This window comes from Escherichia sp. KTE31 (assembly GCF_000407925.1).
Classification (GTDB): domain Bacteria; phylum Pseudomonadota; class Gammaproteobacteria; order Enterobacterales; family Enterobacteriaceae; genus Escherichia; species Escherichia ruysiae.
In genome coordinates, this window is sequence record NZ_KE136723.1 from 1,105,393 (window position 1) to 1,124,071 (window position 18,679).

An 18,679-nucleotide genomic window follows, 5' to 3' on the forward strand; every position below is an offset into this window, starting at 1 on the left:
GCAGGTGTCGTTATTTCGCGTCCGACTTATATTCGTAATAGCCATAATCCTGATACGCGCTGGCGCGGCGGAAGATGGAGTTCAGAATCACCCCTTTCACAGGAATACCGTTTTGCTCAAAGCGGCTCAGACTGGTTTCCACTTCTTTTAAGGTGTTGACCGCATAACGCGCTACCATCAACGTGGTTCCGGCGTGACGCCCGACAATTGCTGCATCGGTCACTGCCAGAATCGGCGGCGTATCAATCAACACCAGGTCGTAGCTTTTACTCGCCCAGCTCACCAGTTCGGCAAAGCGTTCGCTCATTAACAGTTCAGAAGGATTTGGCGGCACCTGACCGCGCGGGATCAGGTCAAATTTGGCAATAGAGGTCGGTTTAGCAGCGGTAGTAATATCGCCCTGACTAAGCAAAATCTCTGACAGGCCATTGACGTTATTGGTGCCCAACAGCTCGTGGGTGTAGCCTTTGCGCATATCGCAGTCGATCAACAGCACCCGTTTATTGGTCTGGCTGATCACCGCCGCCAGGTTGGCACAGACAAAAGTTTTACCAATTGACGGGCTAACCCCGGTCATCATCAACACATTGTTCTGCGCCTGCATCATCGCAAAGTGCAAACTGGTACGCAGACTGCGGATAGCTTCAATCGCCAGATCGGTTGGATTCCCCACCGCCAGTAGCTGACTTTGTTTATAGCGTTTAACCCCTTTGATGGTTTTGACGCTATCGCGCGCTTTCTGCCATTCCGACAGCGGGATGCTGGCATAGACGCTGATACCGTGTTCTTCCAGCACCTGCGGGCTTTCGATGCCGCGATTAAACAGCGAGCGCAGTAGCACACCAACAATGGAGAGCATCAGGCCAAGAATAATCGCGCCAAGAATAATCAGCCCTTTCTTCGGTTTCAGCACGCCAGGCTGGGTGATTGCCGGGTCAACAATGCGCACATCGCCAACGGTGCTGGCTTCGGTGATTTTCAGCTCCTGCTCTTTATTCAGCAGTTGCATATAGACCTGCTGACCAGACTCGACATCGCGAGTCAGACGCACAATTTCCTGCTGGGTTTTCGGCATTGCCGTTACGCGACCGTTAAGTTTGGCTTTTTCGTCTTCCAGTGCCTGACGTTTCTCCAGCAAAGTACGGTACGCCGGGTGAACTTTGGTGAACAGCTTAGAAATTTCCGCCTCTTTAAAGGTCAGTTCGTTCAGCTGCGCGTCGATGTTCACCATCGAATCGAGCACCGCTTTTGCTTCCAGCGGCAGATCGACAGAATCTTTATCCTGACGGAAGGCATTCAGTTTGTTCTCGGCGACATCGAGGCGGCTGCGCACTTCCGGTAACTGTTGTGCGAGGAAAGCGAGGCTTTTCGACGCTTCCGCCGATTTGCGCTCAATATTTTGTTCCTGATAGTTACGGGCGATGCTGTTAAGAATGTCGCGGATCTGTTCGCGATCTTCACCGGTATAAGTCAGGCTCAGTACGCCTGCGTCTTTGCCGTTCTCCGTTACCGTCAGACTGTTTTGCAGTTGATTGATCATCCCCAGCGTGGAGTATTTGGTGACGGTAAACTCACTCCCCGGGCTGGCGTGAATAGCCTCAACCATCAGCGTGACGCCTTCTTTTTTCAGCATCTGGCCCGCTTGCCCACGGGCGCTAAAGCCGCCATCGCTGCTCAGAGTGTATTTTTTATCGTCCAGCACATTAAGCGTAAACACCCGATCCGCCATCTCTTTCGGGCGGTTAAAGGTGGTCACTTTCACCGTCTCGTTCTGGCGTCCCATCAGGCGATCCCAGCCCGCACCGAAAATCGGGAACGTGTTTTTGCTCACCGCAATATCGAGGTCGAGATCGTCCACCGTTTTACCAAGCACCAGACGCGAACGAATCAACTGGATCTCAGCGTCCGAGGCTGGCGGTTTGTTGGCTAATGCCGAGCCGATATCCTGCACCAGCGAATTGCCGCCGCTTTGTTCGATTTGTACCAGCGCGTCTGCGCTATAAATCGGCGTGGCGAAGAAGGTGTAAATCACAGCACAGAGGGCGAACACGGCGGTGATGCCAATCACCCACCAGCGCGCTTCAATGACGGTGCCGACCAGGCGACCAATATCGATTTCATCACTGCCCGTTACCGGAGCGGCATGTTGTTTTACTTTTTCTGTCATTCTTATACCTGCTCTGCGTTCAATGCCTGCGCCCACTGGCGAGCAGACCGTTCAAGTAATGTGTACACCGCTGCAAACGTTTCCCGGCTTTTGCGATACGGATCGGGAATTTCACATTCGTTATCCCAGTGACCAAACAGCATCACTTTGCCGCGCATCTCGGGTGCCATCTCGCATAAGCGTTCGATATGGCGCTTTTCCATGGTCAAAATCAGGTCATAGTTGCGACACAGGCGGCGGCTGATTTGACGGGCACAGTGGCCTTCCAGAGAGAGTTGATGCTCGGCGGCGACGCTGATGGCGGTAGGATCAGCGCCCTTACCGACCAGCGCGCCGAGACCAGCGGACTCCACTTTTAGCTCCGGGTGATAACGTTGCAGTAAGCGTTCCGCCGTCGGGGAACGGCAAATATTGCCGACACAGACAACTAAGATGTTGTTAAACATGACGATTACCAGTTATGAATGTCGCTGGCTGTATCCGTCATGTAACGGACACCGCTAATAGTTGGCAGCAACTGATTGATCAGACGGTTCCAGCGGGAAACCGGGGCGGTGGTGACATACACCACGTCATAAGGTTGCAGGCGGAATTCTGTCGCCATCACCAGCGACGTGGCATCGGACATATCCAGCTGGTAAATATTGGCAATCTTGCCGTTACGCCCGCCCTCGCCTTTCAGCGGACGAATGACAAAGATGCCGCTGGCGTTGGAGGTGGTCATATCGATACCTTCGGCATTGCCTAACGCTTCAGTCAGGGTCATGCCGCTAAAGTCCATTTTCAGGGTGCTCTGTTTCTTCACTTCCCCCATCACAAACACTTTCAGATCGTCATTGCGCGGCACGTAGAGAATATCGCCAGGGTAAAGCAATCGGTTCTGGTTGAGGTCGCCGTTTTGCATCAGCGCCTGCAAAGAAATGCGTTCTTCACGACCATTGTGTGTTAGCACCACGTTGCGCCAGTCAGCGGTGTCTGTCAGGCCACCGGCGGCATTAATGGCATCGAGAATAGTCAGGGGTACGTTAGTGATTGCCTGCTGCCCGGATTTATTCACCTGACCTGAGATATAGGCTTTTTGTGAGCGGAAGGCGGCGATATTAACGTCCACCTGCGGGTCAGCGATGTACGTCGCTAAGCGCCCGGTAATATCACTGCGGATTTCAGCGAGCGTTTTCCCCACGACGTGAACCTTGCCGATATACGGGTAGAACATAGTGCCGTCAGGCTGTACCCAGTTGCCGGTGTCGCTGGAGCTGCGGTACTGACCGGCTGGCGTGGTGAGTTCCGGGTGATCCCAGACGGTAACATTAAGAACGTCCCCCGGTCCGACGCGATACTGGTAATTCGCGATCTCACTTTCCAGAGTCATATTGGGGCGCGCTACATTCGGGCGTGGGCGTAATTGGTCAATCAGGCGCGGGGTCAGCGGATAAACATTCACCATTTTGTCGAGATCGAAATCAGCGTCCTGCTGTTTGATGACGTCTTTACCCAGCGTAGACATATTACTGCCCGGAAGTACTGTGCAACCGCTTATCAAGGTTACTGACACCAATAATGGCATCAATTTCATTTTGGATTTCATCATTGTTTATTTATCACTTTGGCAGAGTAATTATCCTGTGCATTATTTATCGACATGCACATTTACCTTGCAGCTAATTGAATAAGAATTTAACTGGCATCAGTCCTAAAAAAATTGATTTCATCCGCAGGCTATTGACAGAATAATTCAGACTGGTCTTTCAGGCATCCAGACACGCTACCGCCCCTGGCTTTCTAGCTACCAATACACTGATTTAGTTTGGTTTTTAAAACCCTCTCAGCATACAGTCGTTTATGAGAAAGGGTTATTCAGGAAATTCATTTTCCGAATATAAGGTAGCATTATGGTAATTGAATATTGGCTCCCCAATAATGCAGGAGGAAGTGTTACAGCTAACGGAATAGCAGGCAAGGTAACAATTCGACAATTGGCTATTTTTAAGAATTATATTAAGTGTCATCCAATATGGTTTTTAGGAGTTTCTTTAGGTTGACAACAATTAATATTGCGTCTCCACATGCGATATTTCTTAAATAATGTTTTATTATTACCACTTTTAATTCAGGGATAATGCAATGTTATAGTTCTCAAATAAAGTTAGATAAATAGTGCTGCAACATTGCATTTTTGCCCTGATTTATCCATGATCGAATTGTGACATTTGTCATACAACGAATAGGTATTGCACTTACTATGGAATGGATTGCCGATCCGTCTATCTGGGCCGGGTTAATCACGCTGATTGTGATCGAACTGGTCCTCGGCATTGATAACCTGGTCTTTATTGCCATCCTCGCCGAAAAACTACCGCCGAAGCAGCGTGACCGCGCACGAGTTACCGGGCTGCTGCTGGCAATGTTAATGCGCCTGTTACTGCTGGCGTCAATCTCCTGGCTGGTCACCCTGACTCAACCGCTGTTCAGCTTCCGCTCGTTTACCTTTAGCGCACGCGACTTGATCATGCTGTTCGGTGGTTTCTTCCTGCTGTTCAAAGCCACGATGGAGCTGAACGAACGGCTGGAGGGGAAAGACAGCAATAACCCCACGCAGCGCAAAGGTGCGAAGTTCTGGGGGGTGGTGACACAAATTGTGGTGCTGGACGCCATCTTCTCACTCGACTCGGTGATCACCGCCGTCGGGATGGTCGACCATTTGCTGGTCATGATGGCTGCCGTTGTTATCGCTATCAGCCTGATGCTGATGGCAAGTAAACCGTTAACGCAATTTGTTAACAGTCACCCGACGATCGTTATTCTCTGCTTAAGTTTCCTGTTGATGATTGGCTTTAGCCTGGTGGCGGAAGGTTTCGGATTCGTCATTCCGAAGGGCTATCTGTACGCCGCGATTGGTTTCTCGGTGATGATCGAGGCGCTCAATCAGTTAGCCATCTTTAACCGGCGACGTTTTCTTTCTGCTAACCAGACGCTGCGCCAGCGGACTACCGAAGCGGTAATGCGCCTGTTAAGCGGGCAAAAAGAAGATGCGGAACTGGATGCCGAAACCGCGTCCATGCTGGTGGATCATGGCAACCAACAAATCTTTAATCCGCAGGAGCGGCGGATGATCGAGCGGGTGCTTAATCTTAACCAGCGTACCGTCAGCAGCATCATGACCTCGCGCCACGATATTGAGCATATCGATCTCAACGCGCCGGAAGACGAGATCCGCCAGTTGCTGGAGCGAAATCAGCATACGCGTCTGGTGGTTACCGACGGCGATGACGCAGAAGATTTGCTCGGTGTTGTTCACGTTATCGACCTGCTACAACAGTCGCTGCGCGGCGAACCGCTTAACCTGCGTGTGTTGATTCGCCAGCCGCTGGTATTCCCGGAAACCTTGCCGTTGCTACCTGCCCTGGAGCAGTTCCGTAATGCCCGCACGCACTTTGCTTTTGTGGTGGATGAGTTTGGCTCGGTAGAAGGGATTGTGACATTAAGTGACGTCACCGAAACCATTGCCGGTAACTTACCGAACGAAGTGGAAGAGATCGACGCCCGTCATGATATTCAGAAAAACGCCGACGGTTCCTGGACGGCGAATGGTCATATGCCGCTGGAAGATCTGGTGCAATATGTGCCGCTGCCGCTGGATGAAAAACGGGAATATCACACCATTGCCGGGCTGCTGATGGAATATTTACAGCGTATTCCAAAACCTGGTGAAGAAGTTCAGGTGGGGGATTATTTGCTTAAAACGTTGCAGGTGGAAAGCCATCGCGTGCAGAAGGTGCAGATTATTCCGCTACGTAAGGAAGATAATTTGGAGTACGAGGTGTGATGGTATGTAGGCTTGATAAGACGCGTAAAGCGTTGCATCAGGCCTACAAATTATGTCATCTGGAAACTTACATCTTCTCCAGCAACTTCTTCACATCTTTGCCATTGCGGGAATCTTTATTGCGCTCAGCCCAATCGTGCAGGCGACGTTTGGCTTCATCCTGTAAGTGTTTGCGCAGTAACTGATCCACTTGCAGGCTGTAATTGAGTTGCTGCCAGTTGCCGTAAACCCGCAGCGGAACCGGTGTTTCTTTGAGGAAATCAATCAGTTTGCTTTCACCGTTCCAGCCACCCACAACCCGAATATCAAACTGGGTATCGCAGGTCTGCTCTGCCAGATTCAACGAGCCTTCCCCTGTCAGAGCTAACACCGGCGATTGACCTTGCATGTCGTTTAACGTTACGAGGCCATTATTTAGCGTGAGATCGGTCGTAAAGCGGTCGAGACGAGTCACATTATCGAAGTTTTCAGCGGCCTTCACATCACCGCCGTTACGTTCTACCGCTTGCTGAATCATCTGCTGGAAGTTCATCCCTTCCATGCGCGTGTCGGTCATTTCAACATGCGCTTGCCCTTGCCAGTTGTGGCGGAATGCTTCGGCATCGATGTCAGCGCCGGAGAAATCACCAGCTAGCGACATTTTTCCGGTTAACGAAATCGGATAGTTAAATGCCTTCAGAATGGTACTAATCTCGACATTCTCCAGCCGAGGTTGAAAGGTTATCTGCGGATGTTTTGCCGTCGCGTCCAGCGTCCCCGGCAGCGATATCTGTCCACCGTTGAGTTTGCCTTGCAGTTGGGTGATTTCCAGCAAACCCGATTTATTGGTCATTTGCGTAGCAACATCAGTAAAATTCATCCCGCGCCAACGCACGTTACTGGCCTGCAACAAAATATCAGCCGCAAAACCTTTCAACCCCTGATAGGCCGGTTCATCAATACGCGAGGAAATAACCGGACGCGGCAGCATTGGCTGGTTCTGCCCCTGTTGCGTGGTTCCGTTTTCACTGTTAACGGCTTCATTAAGCGGTATGAGATTATCAAGATTCAGTTGCGAAAACTGCAATCTTAACAACCATTCTGGCTTTTCAGTCAGCGTGACCTGCGCCTGCCCACTAAGTGTGCTGTCATTCGCGGTCAAATTGATTTGATTAAATGAAAGGCGTTTATGTGACTCTTGCCACTGGGCCTGGAAGCTCCCCTGCCCCTGAATACCTTGCTGTGGCAGATCTGCGCCTTGCAGCTGCCAGCTAATTTGCTCAATGGCTGCGGTTAAATCATGTGGATAATCAGAAGCATCCACCGTGCCTTTGAGGGATAACGTGAGATCGCGCTGATCGCGATTAACCCGCCCGGAGAACTCAAACGAGCCACGATGCTGTGGATCTTGTTCCATTTGCAGACGGATGTTGCGAATTGTCACCTGCTCGTCATCTTCATGCTGGAACACCAGCAGACTGTCCGCCACTTTCAGACTGGAGATATCAAACGACCAGCCGCGATCTTCTGACAGATCCGGCAACGTATTGTCGCGCGGCGCAACGGGTGCATCGTCACGACGAACCGCTTCCGACTGTGGAGTAAGTTGAATTACCGCGCCTTTCAGCATCACCTGCTTAACGCTCAGTTGATGACTCAACAACGGCAATAACGCCACATCAAGGCGCATATTATCGGCGCGCACCAGTGGCTGGCTTGCCCCCTGGGCAGTGAGAGACATTCGCCCGGAGAGGATACTAAGCTGCGGCCAGACGTGCCAACGCAGTGGCCCATCTAACTGCAATTGATAACCGCTACGTGCAGCAACCTGCTTGACCATATAGTCGCGGAAATCATTCGGATTCACCAGCAACACTAACGCAGATAATCCGGCCACCAGCACGACCAGGATTATCATCAGCGTCGTCAGAAATCGTCTCATGGTATCCTCAATGAGCCTGAATTAGTCTTTATCGATTCGGCTGGCAACCGCGCCCTGCTGGTTGCGATATTTCGCATCTTCACGGCGGTTGTATGGCCGCGCCGCCGGGCCGGAAAGTGGTTCAAAACTTAACGCGCCAATTAACATGCCCGGACGCAGCGCCAGCGGCAATTTACCGGAGTTGTAAAACTCCAGCACAATGCAGCCAGACCAGCCTGGATCGATACGGTGCGCGGTAACGTGAACCATCAGCCCCAGACGCGCCAGTGAGGAACGCCCATCCAGCCAGCCCACAAGATCGGCTGGCAGCGTGACCGACTCCAGCGTCACCGCCAGCGCCAGTTCCCCTGGATGGAGATAAAACGCCTCGCCCTCGTCGAGCACGATTTCATCGCTCATCACCCGATCGAGCGCGGCGCTCACTTCATCTTTGGGACCGCTCAGATCGATAAACGCTGCCGTGTGACCACGGAAGGTACGAAACTTATTGCCCAGGCGCACATCTACCGTCGCGCCATTAATACGCTCTACCGGCGGACGTGGGTTGATCGACAAACGGCCTTCATCAAGCCAGGCTTCAATATCTCGGTCACACAGACGCATGGCATTTTCTCCTTTCGTGCATCACTCCCTTAACGCCAGTTACGTCAAGGGCATACCAGGTTATCACTGAACGGTACACAATTTATCAAGCTTATTCAAAGAACTGACTTATTTTAGCTTTCAATATATCGATCGCGATGCGGTTTTTACCACCGCGTGGCACGATAATGTCCGCATATTGTTTTGAAGGTTCAATGAATTGCAGGAACATCGGACGCACCGTTTTTTGATATTGCGCCATCACGGAATCCATCGAACGCCCACGCTCGTTAACGTCGCGCTTGATGCGGCGCATCAGGCAGATGTCCAGCGGGGTATCAACGAAAATTGAGAAGTTAAGTTCGTCACGCAAACGCGCATCCGTCAGCAGCAAGATGCCTTCGAGGATAATGACTTTCTTCGGCTCAACCTTCACCGTTTCTTTCATACGCGTATGTTCAACGTAGCTGTAAACCGGCAGGTCGATAGCCGAGCCGCGTTTCAACGCTTGTAAATGCTCAAGCAGCAGACTGTGATCCATCGCGCTCGGATGGTCATAGTTGGTCTTAACGCGTTCTTCCATCGACAGATGGCTTTGATCTTTGTAGTAACAATCTTCCGGAATAACGCCGATGTGTTCATCACCCACTTGTTCACGTAATTCACGATAAAGGGTACTGGCAATGAGACTCTTGCCGGAAGCCGATGCGCCAGCGATACCGATAATGACGCACTGATGAGACTGATCAGTCATAAATTTAGCGACCTGATTAACCTGGATGTTAGGAAGGGGGCGCCGAAGCGCCAAACGCGGCAATTATAGGGATTTCATCCGCCTGATACCAGTCGAATAGCGTTGCCGCACACTTAGAGTTAAGTGTTGACGATCAATTCCCTGACGCAAATTTAATTGTTCGGTTTTAAAGCAAGGTAAAAAATGTTGTGCAAAGTTGCACAAATTATCCGCCATTACGTCACTTTATGAACAATCCGCATATAAAATGTAAAACTTTTGTACTAGCATAAATACAAATACTAATACTGACGACCTGGTCATACGGATAGAGCGGTAATGAGTAAACCATCACAACGTGTTTTAATTACCCTGCCTCATCCCCTGCTTCACCTCATCAGTTTAGGTTTAGTCTCATTCATCTTTACCCTTTTCTCGCTTGAGCTTTCACAGTTTGGTACGCAACTTGCGCCACTCTGGTTCCCCACGTCCATTATGATGGTGGCATTTTACCGCCATGCCGGGCGGATGTGGCCGGGAATCGCATTGGCCTGCTCGCTGGGGAATATCGCCGCATCCGTGCTACTGTTTTCTACCAGTTCGCTGAATATGGCGTGGACGGCAATCAACATTGTTGAGGCCGTCGTAGGGGCAATGCTGCTGCGGAAATTGCTGCCGTGGTATAACCCACTGCAAAATCTGGCTGACTGGCTACGTCTCGCATTTGGCAGCGCCATCGTGCCGCCAGTATTGGGGGGCGTGCTGGTTCTCCTGCTGGTATCAGACGACGATCCGCTTAGAGCGTTTCTAATCTGGGTACTTTCCGAATCAATCGGCGCACTGGCGCTAGTACCGCTAGGCTTGTTATTTAAGCCACATTACCTGCTCCGTCACCGTGATCCACGGCTGTTGTTTGAAACACTATTAACATTAGCCATCACGCTGACGTTAAGCTGGCTCTCGATGCTATATCTACCGTGGCCTTTTACTTTCATTATTGTGCTGCTGATGTGGAGCGCCGTGCGCCTGCCACGGATGGAAGCCTTTTTGATCTTCCTCACCACTGTGATGATGGTGTCGCTGATGATGGCGGCCGATCCGACTTTACTCGCTACGCCGCGAACCTACTTGATGAGTCACGTACCGTGGCTGCCATTTTTACTGATCCTGCTGCCCGCCAACATCATGACCATGGTGATGTACGCCTTTCGCGCTGAACGCAAGCATATTTCAGAAAGCGAAACCCGCTTTCGTAACGCTATGGAATATTCCGCCATCGGCATGGCATTAGTGGGCACCGAGGGGCAATGGCTGCAATCCAACAAAGCTCTATGCCAGTTTCTCGGTTACAGCCAGGAAGAGTTGCGCGCCCTCACCTTCCAGCAACTTACCTGGCCGGAAGATCTCAATAAAGATCTGCAACACGTTGAGAAGCTAATTAGCGGTGAAATAAATACCTACTCGATGGAGAAACGTTATTACAACCGTAATGGCGACGTTGTCTGGGCGCTGCTTGCCGTCTCGCTGGTACGCCACACCGATGGCACGCCGCTCTACTTTATTGCGCAGATTGAAGACATAAACGATCTTAAACGCACCGAACAGATTAACAAACGCCTGATGGAGCGGATAACGCTGGCTAATGAAGCGGGTGGGATTGGCATCTGGGAGTGGGAACTGAAGCCGGATATTTTTAGTTGGGATAAGCGGATGTTCGAGCTATATGAAATTTCGCCACATATCAAACCGAACTGGCAGGTGTGGTATGACTGTGTGCTGCCGGAAGATCGCCAACACGCCGAAAAAGTGATTCGTGATTCATTACAGGCTCGCTTGCCCTTTAAGCTGGAATTTCGCATCACCGTGAAAGACGGTATTCGTCATATCCGCGCCCTCGCCAATCGGGTGCTGAATAAAGAAGGCGAAGTCGAACGATTGCTCGGTATTAACATTGATATGACCGAAGTGAAACAGCTGAACGAGGCGCTGTTTCAGGAAAAAGAGCGCCTGCACATTACGCTGGATTCCATCGGCGAAGCCGTGGTCTGTATTGATATGGCGATGAAAATCACCTTTATGAATCCGGTTGCCGAGAAGATGAGCGGCTGGACACAAGAAGAGGCGTTGGGCGTTCCACTATTAACGGTGTTGCAAATTACATTTGGCGACAATGGGCCGTTAATGGAGAACATTTACAGTGCCGACACCTCGCGTTCCGCTATTGAACAAGATGTCGTTCTCCACTGCCGCAGCGGCGGCAGCTACGACGTCCATTACAGCATTACGCCGTTAAGTACTCTGGACGGCAGCAATATTGGTTCGGTACTGGTCATTCAGGATGTGACTGAGTCACGCAAAATGCTGCGCCAGCTTAGTTATAGCGCCTCCCATGATGCCCTGACGCATCTCACTAACCGTGCCAGTTTTGAAAAACAACTGCGAATACTGCTGCAAACGGTAAGCAGCACGCATCATCGACATGCACTGGTGTTTATCGATCTTGATCATTTTAAAGCGGTGAATGACAGCGCCGGGCACGCGGCGGGCGATGCTTTACTGCGTGAACTGGCGTCGTTGATGCTGAGTATGCTGCGCTCCAGCGACGTGCTGGCGCGACTCGGCGGTGATGAATTTGGTCTGTTGCTACCGGACTGTAATGTTGAAAGTGCCCGCTTTATCGCCACACGCATTATCAGTGCGATTAATGACTACCACTTTATGTGGGAGGGCCGTGTGCATCGGGTAGGTGCCAGCGCAGGGATTACCCTGATCGATGACAGCAATCATCAGGCGGCAGACGTGATGTCGCAGGCCGATATCGCCTGTTATGCTTCGAAAAATGGTGGGCGCGGTCGGGTGACGGTTTACGAACCACAGCAAACTGCTAAACATAGCGAACGGGCGGTGATGTCACTCGATGAACAGTGGCGGATGATCAAAGAGAATCAACTGATGATGATCGCCCACGGCGTCGCTTCACCGCGAATCCCGGATACGCGTAATTTGTGGCTGATTTCGCTTAAGCTCTGGAGTAGTGAAGGTGAGATTATTGATGAACTGGCATTTCGTCGTAGCTTCAGCGATCCGGCGCTCAATCACGCCCTTGATCGTCGGATATTACATGAGTTTTTCCAGCAGACAGCAAAAGCGGTTGCCAGTAAAGGCTTAAGCATCGCCCTCCCCCTTTCCGTTGCCGGGTTAAGCAGCGCCCCGCTGGTGGATAAACTGCTTGCGCAACTGGAAAGTAGCCCCCTACCATCGCGGTTATTACATCTGATTATTCCGGCTGAAGCAATTTTCGACCACGCAGAAAATATGCATAAATTGCGGCTGGCAGGCTGCCGGATCGTGCTCAGTCAGGTAGGGCGCGATCTGCAGCTCTTCAACACACTGAAAGCAAATATGGCGGATTATCTACTGCTCGACGGTGAGTTATGCGCCAGCGTACAGGGTAATTTGATGGATGAGATGCTGATATCGATCATTCAGGGTCATGCCCAGCGACTGGGGGTGAAGACCATCGCGGGGCCAGTAGCGTTGCCGCTGGTGATGGATACGCTTTCCGGCATGGGTGTTGATCTGATTTATGGCGATGTCATTGCCGACGCTCAGCCTCTGGATTTGCTGGTTAATAGCAGTTATTTCGCGATTAACTGAGTATTGCCTGATGCGACGCTGACGCGTCTTATCAGGCTTACAATTCGCTCATTCCCCAGGCTGGATAAGACGACCAGCATCATACTTCTTCTGGTTGCCAGCCTTCCGTATACCAGATATGCAACAGCGCATAAGAACGCCAGGGTTTCCAGCGTTCGGCATAACGGCGGATTTGTGCCGGCGTCATTCCTGGAAATCGCTGTTTAATCAAATAATCATCCGGCAGGAAAACATCTTTCGCTTGCCAGCCACGCAAGGCGAAATAATTCGCCGTCCAGCGCCCAATTCCAGGAAATGTTTGTAGCGTTTTCATCGCTTGCTCAACGTCGCCCGACATTGTCATCGGTAAGGAGCCATCCAGTGCCGCATTGGCTAAATGAATCAGCGCCTCTGCCCGTTTCAACGGCATCCCCAACCCTTTTAGTGCTATCGGGTCGGCTGCTGCCAGTCGTTGGGGTGTGGGAAAGCAGACATATTCAGGGAAATCATCCAGCCGTTCGCCATAAAGCTGCGCCACTTTGGCGGTCAGTTTTGCCGCCATCGTTACACTCACCAGTTGGCCTAAAATTGCGCGTACGCCCTGCTCAAAAGCATCAACACAGCCCGGTAAACGCAATCCGGGCCGCGCCGCGCCTAATTCGCCCAATGCACCGTTAACAATCTGCGGATTACATTGCAGATCAAACAGGCGGCTCATTTTCGCCAGGCACTCGGTCGCCACCGGTTCTAATCCCGAACTTACGTTCACTTGCAACGTATTATTTTTGCCATCAGGAACCACCGTTATCACGCCGCGATGTTCGCCCACCGCCAGACTACGGGCATAATAATTGTCCGCAACTGTTTCCACTCCACTCACCGCACGAGTGGCAAGAAATCCCAACATCCACGACCAGTCATACGGCGGCTGCCAGTTCAGGGTATACATCGCATCTCCTTTTTTATCCGCTTTCAGCATAAACGTTATTCAGACGCTGTGCTTTGCTTTCATATTCCGGTTGTCGCGACGGCAACATTTCGCTAAAGTCACGCCCCTTCTTCACCGGCATGGGGATTATTTCGTGTTTATTGGTTTTGATTACGGTACAGCAAACTGTTCAGTGGCGGTGATGCGCGACAGTAAACCGCAGATGTTGAAAATGGAAAATGACAGCACGCTGCTGCCCTCGATGCTTTGTGCACCAACGCGTGAAGCAGTAAGCGAGTGGCTGTACCGCCATCATGATGTTCCGGCAAACGATGATGAAACGCAGGCGCTGTTACGTCGGGCGATTCGTTATAACCGCGAAGAAGATATCGACGTCACGGCGAAAAGCGTGCAGTTCGGTCTTTCCTCACTGGCGCAGTACATTGATGATCCGGAGGAAGTGTGGTTTGTGAAATCACCGAAATCGTTCCTCGGTGCCAGCGGGTTAAAACCGCAGCAGGTGGCGCTATTTGAGGATCTGGTCTGCGCAATGATGTTGCACATTCGCCAACAAGCGCAGGCGCAACTGCCAGAAACAATTACCCAGGCGGTCATTGGTCGCCCAATCAACTTCCAGGGATTGGGCGGAGATGAAGCAAACGCCCAGGCGCAAGGAATTCTGGAACGTGCGGCGAAGCGTGCCGGGTTTAAGGATGTGGTATTTCAGTACGAGCCGGTAGCGGCAGGGCTGGATTACGAAGCCACCTTACAGGAAGAAAAACGGGTGCTGGTGGTGGATATCGGCGGTGGTACTACTGACTGTTCCTTACTGCTAATGGGGCCGCAGTGGCGTTCGCGTCTCGATCGTGAAGCCAGCCTGTTGGGTCACAGTGGTTGCCGTATTGGCGGTAACGATCTGGATATCGCGCTGGCATTTAAACACCTGATGCCGCTGCTGGGCATGGGGGGCGAAACCGAAAAAGGTATCGCCCTACCGATCCTGCCGTGGTGGAATGCAGTTGCCATCAACGACGTACCTGCGCAGAGTGATTTCTACAGTAGCGCCAACGGTCGCCTGCTTAACGATCTGGTACGCGATGCCCGCGAGCCGGAGAAAGTCGCCCTGTTGCAGAAAGTCTGGCGGCAACGTTTAAGTTATCGGCTGGTGCGCAGCGCGGAAGAGTGCAAAATTGCCCTTTCAAGCGCAGCGGAAACCCGCGCGTCGCTGCCGTTTATCCGTGACGAACTGGCAACGTTGATTAGCCAGCATGGACTGGAAAGTGCCCTCAACCAGCCGCTGGCGCGGATTCTGGAACAAGTGCAACTGGCGCTGGATAACGCCCAGGAAAAACCAGACGTCATCTATCTGACCGGTGGTAGCGCCCGATCGCCGCTGATTAAAAAGGCACTGGCGGAACAGCTGCCGGGCATCCCGATTGCAGGTGGCGACGACTTTGGTTCCGTTACTGCCGGGCTGGCGCGCTGGGCTGAAGTAGTATTTCGTTAAATAAGAAATGGCTCAGCAGCGGCTTAAATCTGCCTGAGCCTGAGCCAGTTTCTCTGCCGCCTGACGTAACGGTTCCATCAACGGCATGGTTCGTGCGGGAGCATGAAGGCGGAATCGCTGTAACTCTGCCGCACCCTCTGTCAACGCAGATTCCAGCCGATGACGTTTAGCAGTCATTTTCGCCATTACCGCTTGTCTGTCTGCTGGTGTTACCGCTTCGTTCGGCCTGAATACAAAACGGCGTTCGCAGCTCGCTTTCCAGTCGATAACCGCCTGAGTCAGATGGTCGCCAAATCCTTTCACTTGCTTAACGCCGCGCCGGGTCACATCTGCCGCTGTTTCGATACCAAAGGACCGTAACGCCGCTTTACGCGCGGAACCAACGCCGGGAATAGAGGCAACTTCAATAAAAAATCCCTCCAGAAACTTCTGCTTCTGGCGTTCCCTTGCGGTGTTGTGAAGTGCTGTCAACTCGCGTTTTTCTTCTTCCGGCAATCCCAAAAGCTCATTCTTCATTTTTTCAAGCATCGTTCGTTTGGTGATAAAACCTTCCAGCCCACCCACCTGCTGGATCTGGCTGACTAAATGGTCATAGTCCATTTTCGCGCGATTAAAAGCCTCACGTCGTCGCTGGACTTCTGCTTTGTACGCTTTGCTTGCAAGGCTGCCAATAATCCAGATAGCCGCCAACACAGGAACCAAAATGATATAACGCGGTTCCGCCTGAAGACCGCAAAGCAGCAGCGATAACGCTGACAGCGCGATCTCAATCAGAATGATGTATTCACGCCGTAACAGGCCTAAAGGAAGCGGCCTGCCAGCAGCCTGGAAATGAGCGGGTAATGGTAACTGTAGTGCTGGCGGTGGCACTGACGCCATCACCATCGCCCAGACTTTTGCCAGCACAAAATCCCCGCCTGTGGTAATGACCTCTTCGCCGAGATCAATAAAATAGATAACGCCTTGATTATCCAATGCACACCACGGACAGTCAGTTAAATGACCGGGGTAAACATGCATTGCTGAAACGGGACATTTTTTTAACTGTTGGCGTAGAGAATCCAGTGCCGCTACCCACGCTTTAGCCGTCGGACGCCCGGTTGCCACGCCACTTTCAGTGAACGCCTGCTGAAACATGACTTCAACATCACTCGGTAACATCGATAGCGGAATCGATCGTGGCGGCGGTTTTAAGCCACGTCGCTGATTGTCTGATGCATAGGCATAACGGAAATGGGCAATATCCGTCTCCAGCGCATTACCCGCTTCAGAGATAAGCGGCACACCGGAATAAGGGTGACGCCCACCAAACAAGACGTGAAAGATCAGCAACGCAAGGCCAAAATTATCGTGATTTACGGTGCGCTCAAAGCCGACAAATGACGGCAAGGTTTGCAGCTCTGGCGGCGTAAAATGCGACACGCCGACTTCGCATAAATGCAGCGTGCCATTGGCGTTAATCTGAAAGGAGTCACTATCGATAAGCACCACTTTGCTGTCGCGGCCCACCATAAAGCTGTTCTGGTTGACGTCACCCACGACATGCCCGTGCTCATGCACCGTAGCAAAAGATGCCGCTATATTGCGCGCAACATAGAGTAGAAAATCCCACGCACAATGAGGATAACGTTGACGACGATGTGCCGGGCTATAGATCATATGAATCGGTTCTTTACCAGAAACTTTTGGCATCATAAAACCGATAACTTTTCCGTCTCGTCCACCGTGAAGCGTTGCCTGCGGCCAGGCGACATAATTCAACAACTGCGCGTCGGCTGTCGCGGCCATAAAGGTGAGTTTGTCCTGTTTTAAGGCGGGTGGCGGTGTGTGATAAATCTTGGCGACGCTATCGACAAACTCATTGATATCATAAACCGCGCCTTCGCCACCTTTGCCTAATTCATGACCTGGCGTCACGCAATCACCAGCTGCGGTATATAGTTGATTTCACGGCAACCACATGGCCAGCGCCAGCGTTTTATCATCATCGGTGCGTTCATTCACTGCGGGGCAGGACAAAAATTGCTTTAGCAAATCTGGCAGTATATCGCGTTGTTCTGACGTCGCTGATTCCAGCCCATTGAAAAATGGCGCAAAAAAAGGTACATGGGGAGAATTTTCCAGCATATTTAATGCCAGCCGCTGAATACCATCCGTAAATGCAGCCACTTTTATCACCTGCGCATCGCAACTGTAAGTCTCAAGGCGCGTGACAGCATCTTCATCAGTAATGAAGTAGGTCATATTGGCATATTCGCCATTCATCGGCGTTAGTGGTAGCTGTAGCCCTTCACCAAAATCCACCACCACGCCACCATCGCCAATCTGCATAATCAATGTGCCGGTCGCTGATGATATAACGCCCCAAAAAGTACAGGAAAAATCACGAACCGCCAGTTCTTCAGCTTGTGCACGGGCAGTAATACGGTGGCGAATTGCCAGCACAATATCTGTCGCAAGCACATCATTCAGACCACATTCACCACCCTGTACTTTTTGCATCATAAACGCCATCGCTTCATTGACGGCGAGCGTCGCGCCTTCGCCACCCTGCGAAACGCTACCTGCGCCATCGGCAAGAAACATCACCAGTAACGGTTGTTGGTCGTTTATCCAGACAACCTGCATCTGGCAGGCATCCTGGCAAGGTAAGTCAGAGCTGATATGCGACGTTCCGACGGCTGATGAATAGACCAGACGCCAGCTCACACTGACGTCCAGCCTTTTGGCGCTTCCAGTACAACTTCCGTTCCCGGCGTGGAGCGGGAAACCGAACGTAGCGAACTGGATAACCAGCTAAACAGTTCACGGAATTGTAATCCCTGCAACGGCAAAGGCTGACGGACGCTGATTTGTGCCAGAGTATTCATATCTGCCCCCTGAACACCGATGGTAAAGAAGGCAAACTTCTTATCTTCTTCTCCCTGAAACACTTTACTGGCAGCAGCCTGCCACTCATCGGTTGGCGCGCCATCGGTGATCAAGAAAATCCACGGGCGATAATACGAAATACCATTTGCACGGTACTCACGTTTCCGCTCCTCAACCATATTCAGGGCTTTGGTAATTGCAGCGCCCATTGGCGTATCGCCCTGAGCAAACAAGATGGGCGGGAAAAAGTTAGCGGCGCTGGTAAATGGTTGTTCCACATGCACCGGGCCGAAAGTCACAATGCCGAGTTCCACTCTTTTTAAGGCCAGCGGATCGGCAAGCAGTTCATCGCGAAAGGTCACCAATCCTGCGTTAAGTTCGTTAATGGGTCTACCGCTCATCGAGCCAGAAACATCCAGCAGCAAAATACAGGGGCAACGTGGTTCCGGGTTACTGGCAAAATCGCTGGTGGCAAAGGTGATTTGTTCGCTCATAAGAGATCCTTTCT

13 protein-coding genes are annotated in these 18,679 nt (G+C 51.6%); 3 read left to right on the forward strand and 10 right to left on the reverse strand.

The genetic code is table 11. The features are described 5' to 3' along the window. Window positions 1–10: 10 nt before the first annotated feature. The 3 genes from wzc to wza are packed head-to-tail and all read right to left on the reverse strand — an operon-like array spanning window position 11 to window position 3,758. On the reverse strand, window positions 11–2,167 hold the full coding sequence (gene wzc / locus WES_RS08070) for a tyrosine-protein kinase Wzc (protein ID WP_016158525.1): 2,157 nt from the start codon (window positions 2,165–2,167) through the stop codon (window positions 11–13). A 2-nt stretch (window positions 2,168–2,169) separates the two neighbouring features. Then, window positions 2,170–2,613: a low molecular weight protein-tyrosine-phosphatase Wzb gene (wzb, locus tag WES_RS08065; RefSeq protein WP_000482901.1), complete on the reverse strand. Its 444-nt coding sequence runs from the start codon at window positions 2,611–2,613 to the stop codon at window positions 2,170–2,172. 5 nt (window positions 2,614–2,618) lie between these two features. Continuing rightward, entirely contained in the window at window positions 2,619–3,758 is a 1,140-nt protein-coding gene (wza, locus tag WES_RS08060) for a polysaccharide export protein Wza (protein ID WP_016158526.1), read from the reverse strand. Window positions 3,759–4,409: 651 nt separating this feature from the next. Here wza and WES_RS08055 point away from each other — a divergent pair. Continuing rightward, window positions 4,410–5,993: a TerC family protein gene (locus tag WES_RS08055; protein WP_010355864.1), complete on the forward strand. Its 1,584-nt coding sequence runs from the start codon at window positions 4,410–4,412 to the stop codon at window positions 5,991–5,993. A 67-nt stretch (window positions 5,994–6,060) separates the two neighbouring features. Here the strand turns inward: WES_RS08055 and asmA are convergent, their stop codons facing one another. The 3 genes from asmA to udk all read right to left on the reverse strand — a co-directional run bounded on the left by asmA (window position 6,061) and on the right by udk (window position 9,250). Next, on the reverse strand, window positions 6,061–7,914 hold the full coding sequence (gene asmA, locus WES_RS08050) for an outer membrane assembly protein AsmA (protein ID WP_001252249.1): 1,854 nt from the start codon (window positions 7,912–7,914) through the stop codon (window positions 6,061–6,063). A gap of 21 nt (window positions 7,915–7,935) precedes the next feature. Then, a complete protein-coding gene (dcd, locus tag WES_RS08045) occupies window positions 7,936–8,517 on the reverse strand; it encodes a dCTP deaminase (protein ID WP_001234767.1) in 582 nt (193 codons plus the stop codon). A gap of 91 nt (window positions 8,518–8,608) precedes the next feature. Then, complete coding sequence (udk, locus tag WES_RS08040) at window positions 8,609–9,250, reverse strand: uridine kinase (RefSeq protein ID WP_000132077.1); 642 nt, start codon at window positions 9,248–9,250, stop codon at window positions 8,609–8,611. Window positions 9,251–9,568: 318 nt separating this feature from the next. On the opposite strand from udk, the gene WES_RS08035 reads away from it, so the two are divergent. Further along, window positions 9,569–12,886 carry a diguanylate cyclase gene (locus WES_RS08035; RefSeq protein WP_000042968.1) on the forward strand — a complete coding sequence of 1,106 codons (3,318 nt, stop codon included), beginning with the start codon at window positions 9,569–9,571 and terminating at the stop codon, window positions 12,884–12,886. A gap of 79 nt (window positions 12,887–12,965) precedes the next feature. On the opposite strand, the gene alkA is transcribed toward WES_RS08035, so the two are convergent. Then, window positions 12,966–13,814 (reverse strand): DNA-3-methyladenine glycosylase 2, encoded by an 849-nt coding sequence (alkA, locus tag WES_RS08030; RefSeq protein ID WP_016158527.1) that lies wholly within the window; start codon window positions 13,812–13,814, stop codon window positions 12,966–12,968. A 133-nt stretch (window positions 13,815–13,947) separates the two neighbouring features. Between alkA and yegD the strand changes: the two genes are divergently transcribed. After that, window positions 13,948–15,300, forward strand: coding sequence for a molecular chaperone (gene yegD, locus WES_RS08025; RefSeq protein ID WP_016158528.1), 1,353 nt, complete (start codon window positions 13,948–13,950; stop codon window positions 15,298–15,300). A 12-nt stretch (window positions 15,301–15,312) separates the two neighbouring features. Here the strand turns inward: yegD and yegI are convergent, their stop codons facing one another. From yegI to WES_RS08010, 3 genes are read right to left on the reverse strand one after another with little or no spacing between them, the layout of a single operon-like run. Continuing rightward, entirely contained in the window at window positions 15,313–17,217 is a 1,905-nt protein-coding gene (gene yegI / locus WES_RS08020) for a protein kinase YegI (RefSeq protein ID WP_016158529.1), read from the reverse strand. Window positions 17,218–17,247: 30 nt separating this feature from the next. Beyond that, a complete protein-coding gene (locus WES_RS08015) occupies window positions 17,248–18,009 on the reverse strand; it encodes a PP2C family serine/threonine-protein phosphatase (RefSeq protein WP_032147868.1) in 762 nt (253 codons plus the stop codon). Continuing rightward, window positions 18,006–18,665, reverse strand: a complete 660-nt coding sequence (locus WES_RS08010) for a vWA domain-containing protein (RefSeq protein WP_000003181.1) — start codon at window positions 18,663–18,665, stop codon at window positions 18,006–18,008. Before WES_RS08010 ends, WES_RS08015 begins: the two co-directional genes overlap by 4 nt. Between the last annotated feature and the right edge of the window lie 14 nt (window positions 18,666–18,679).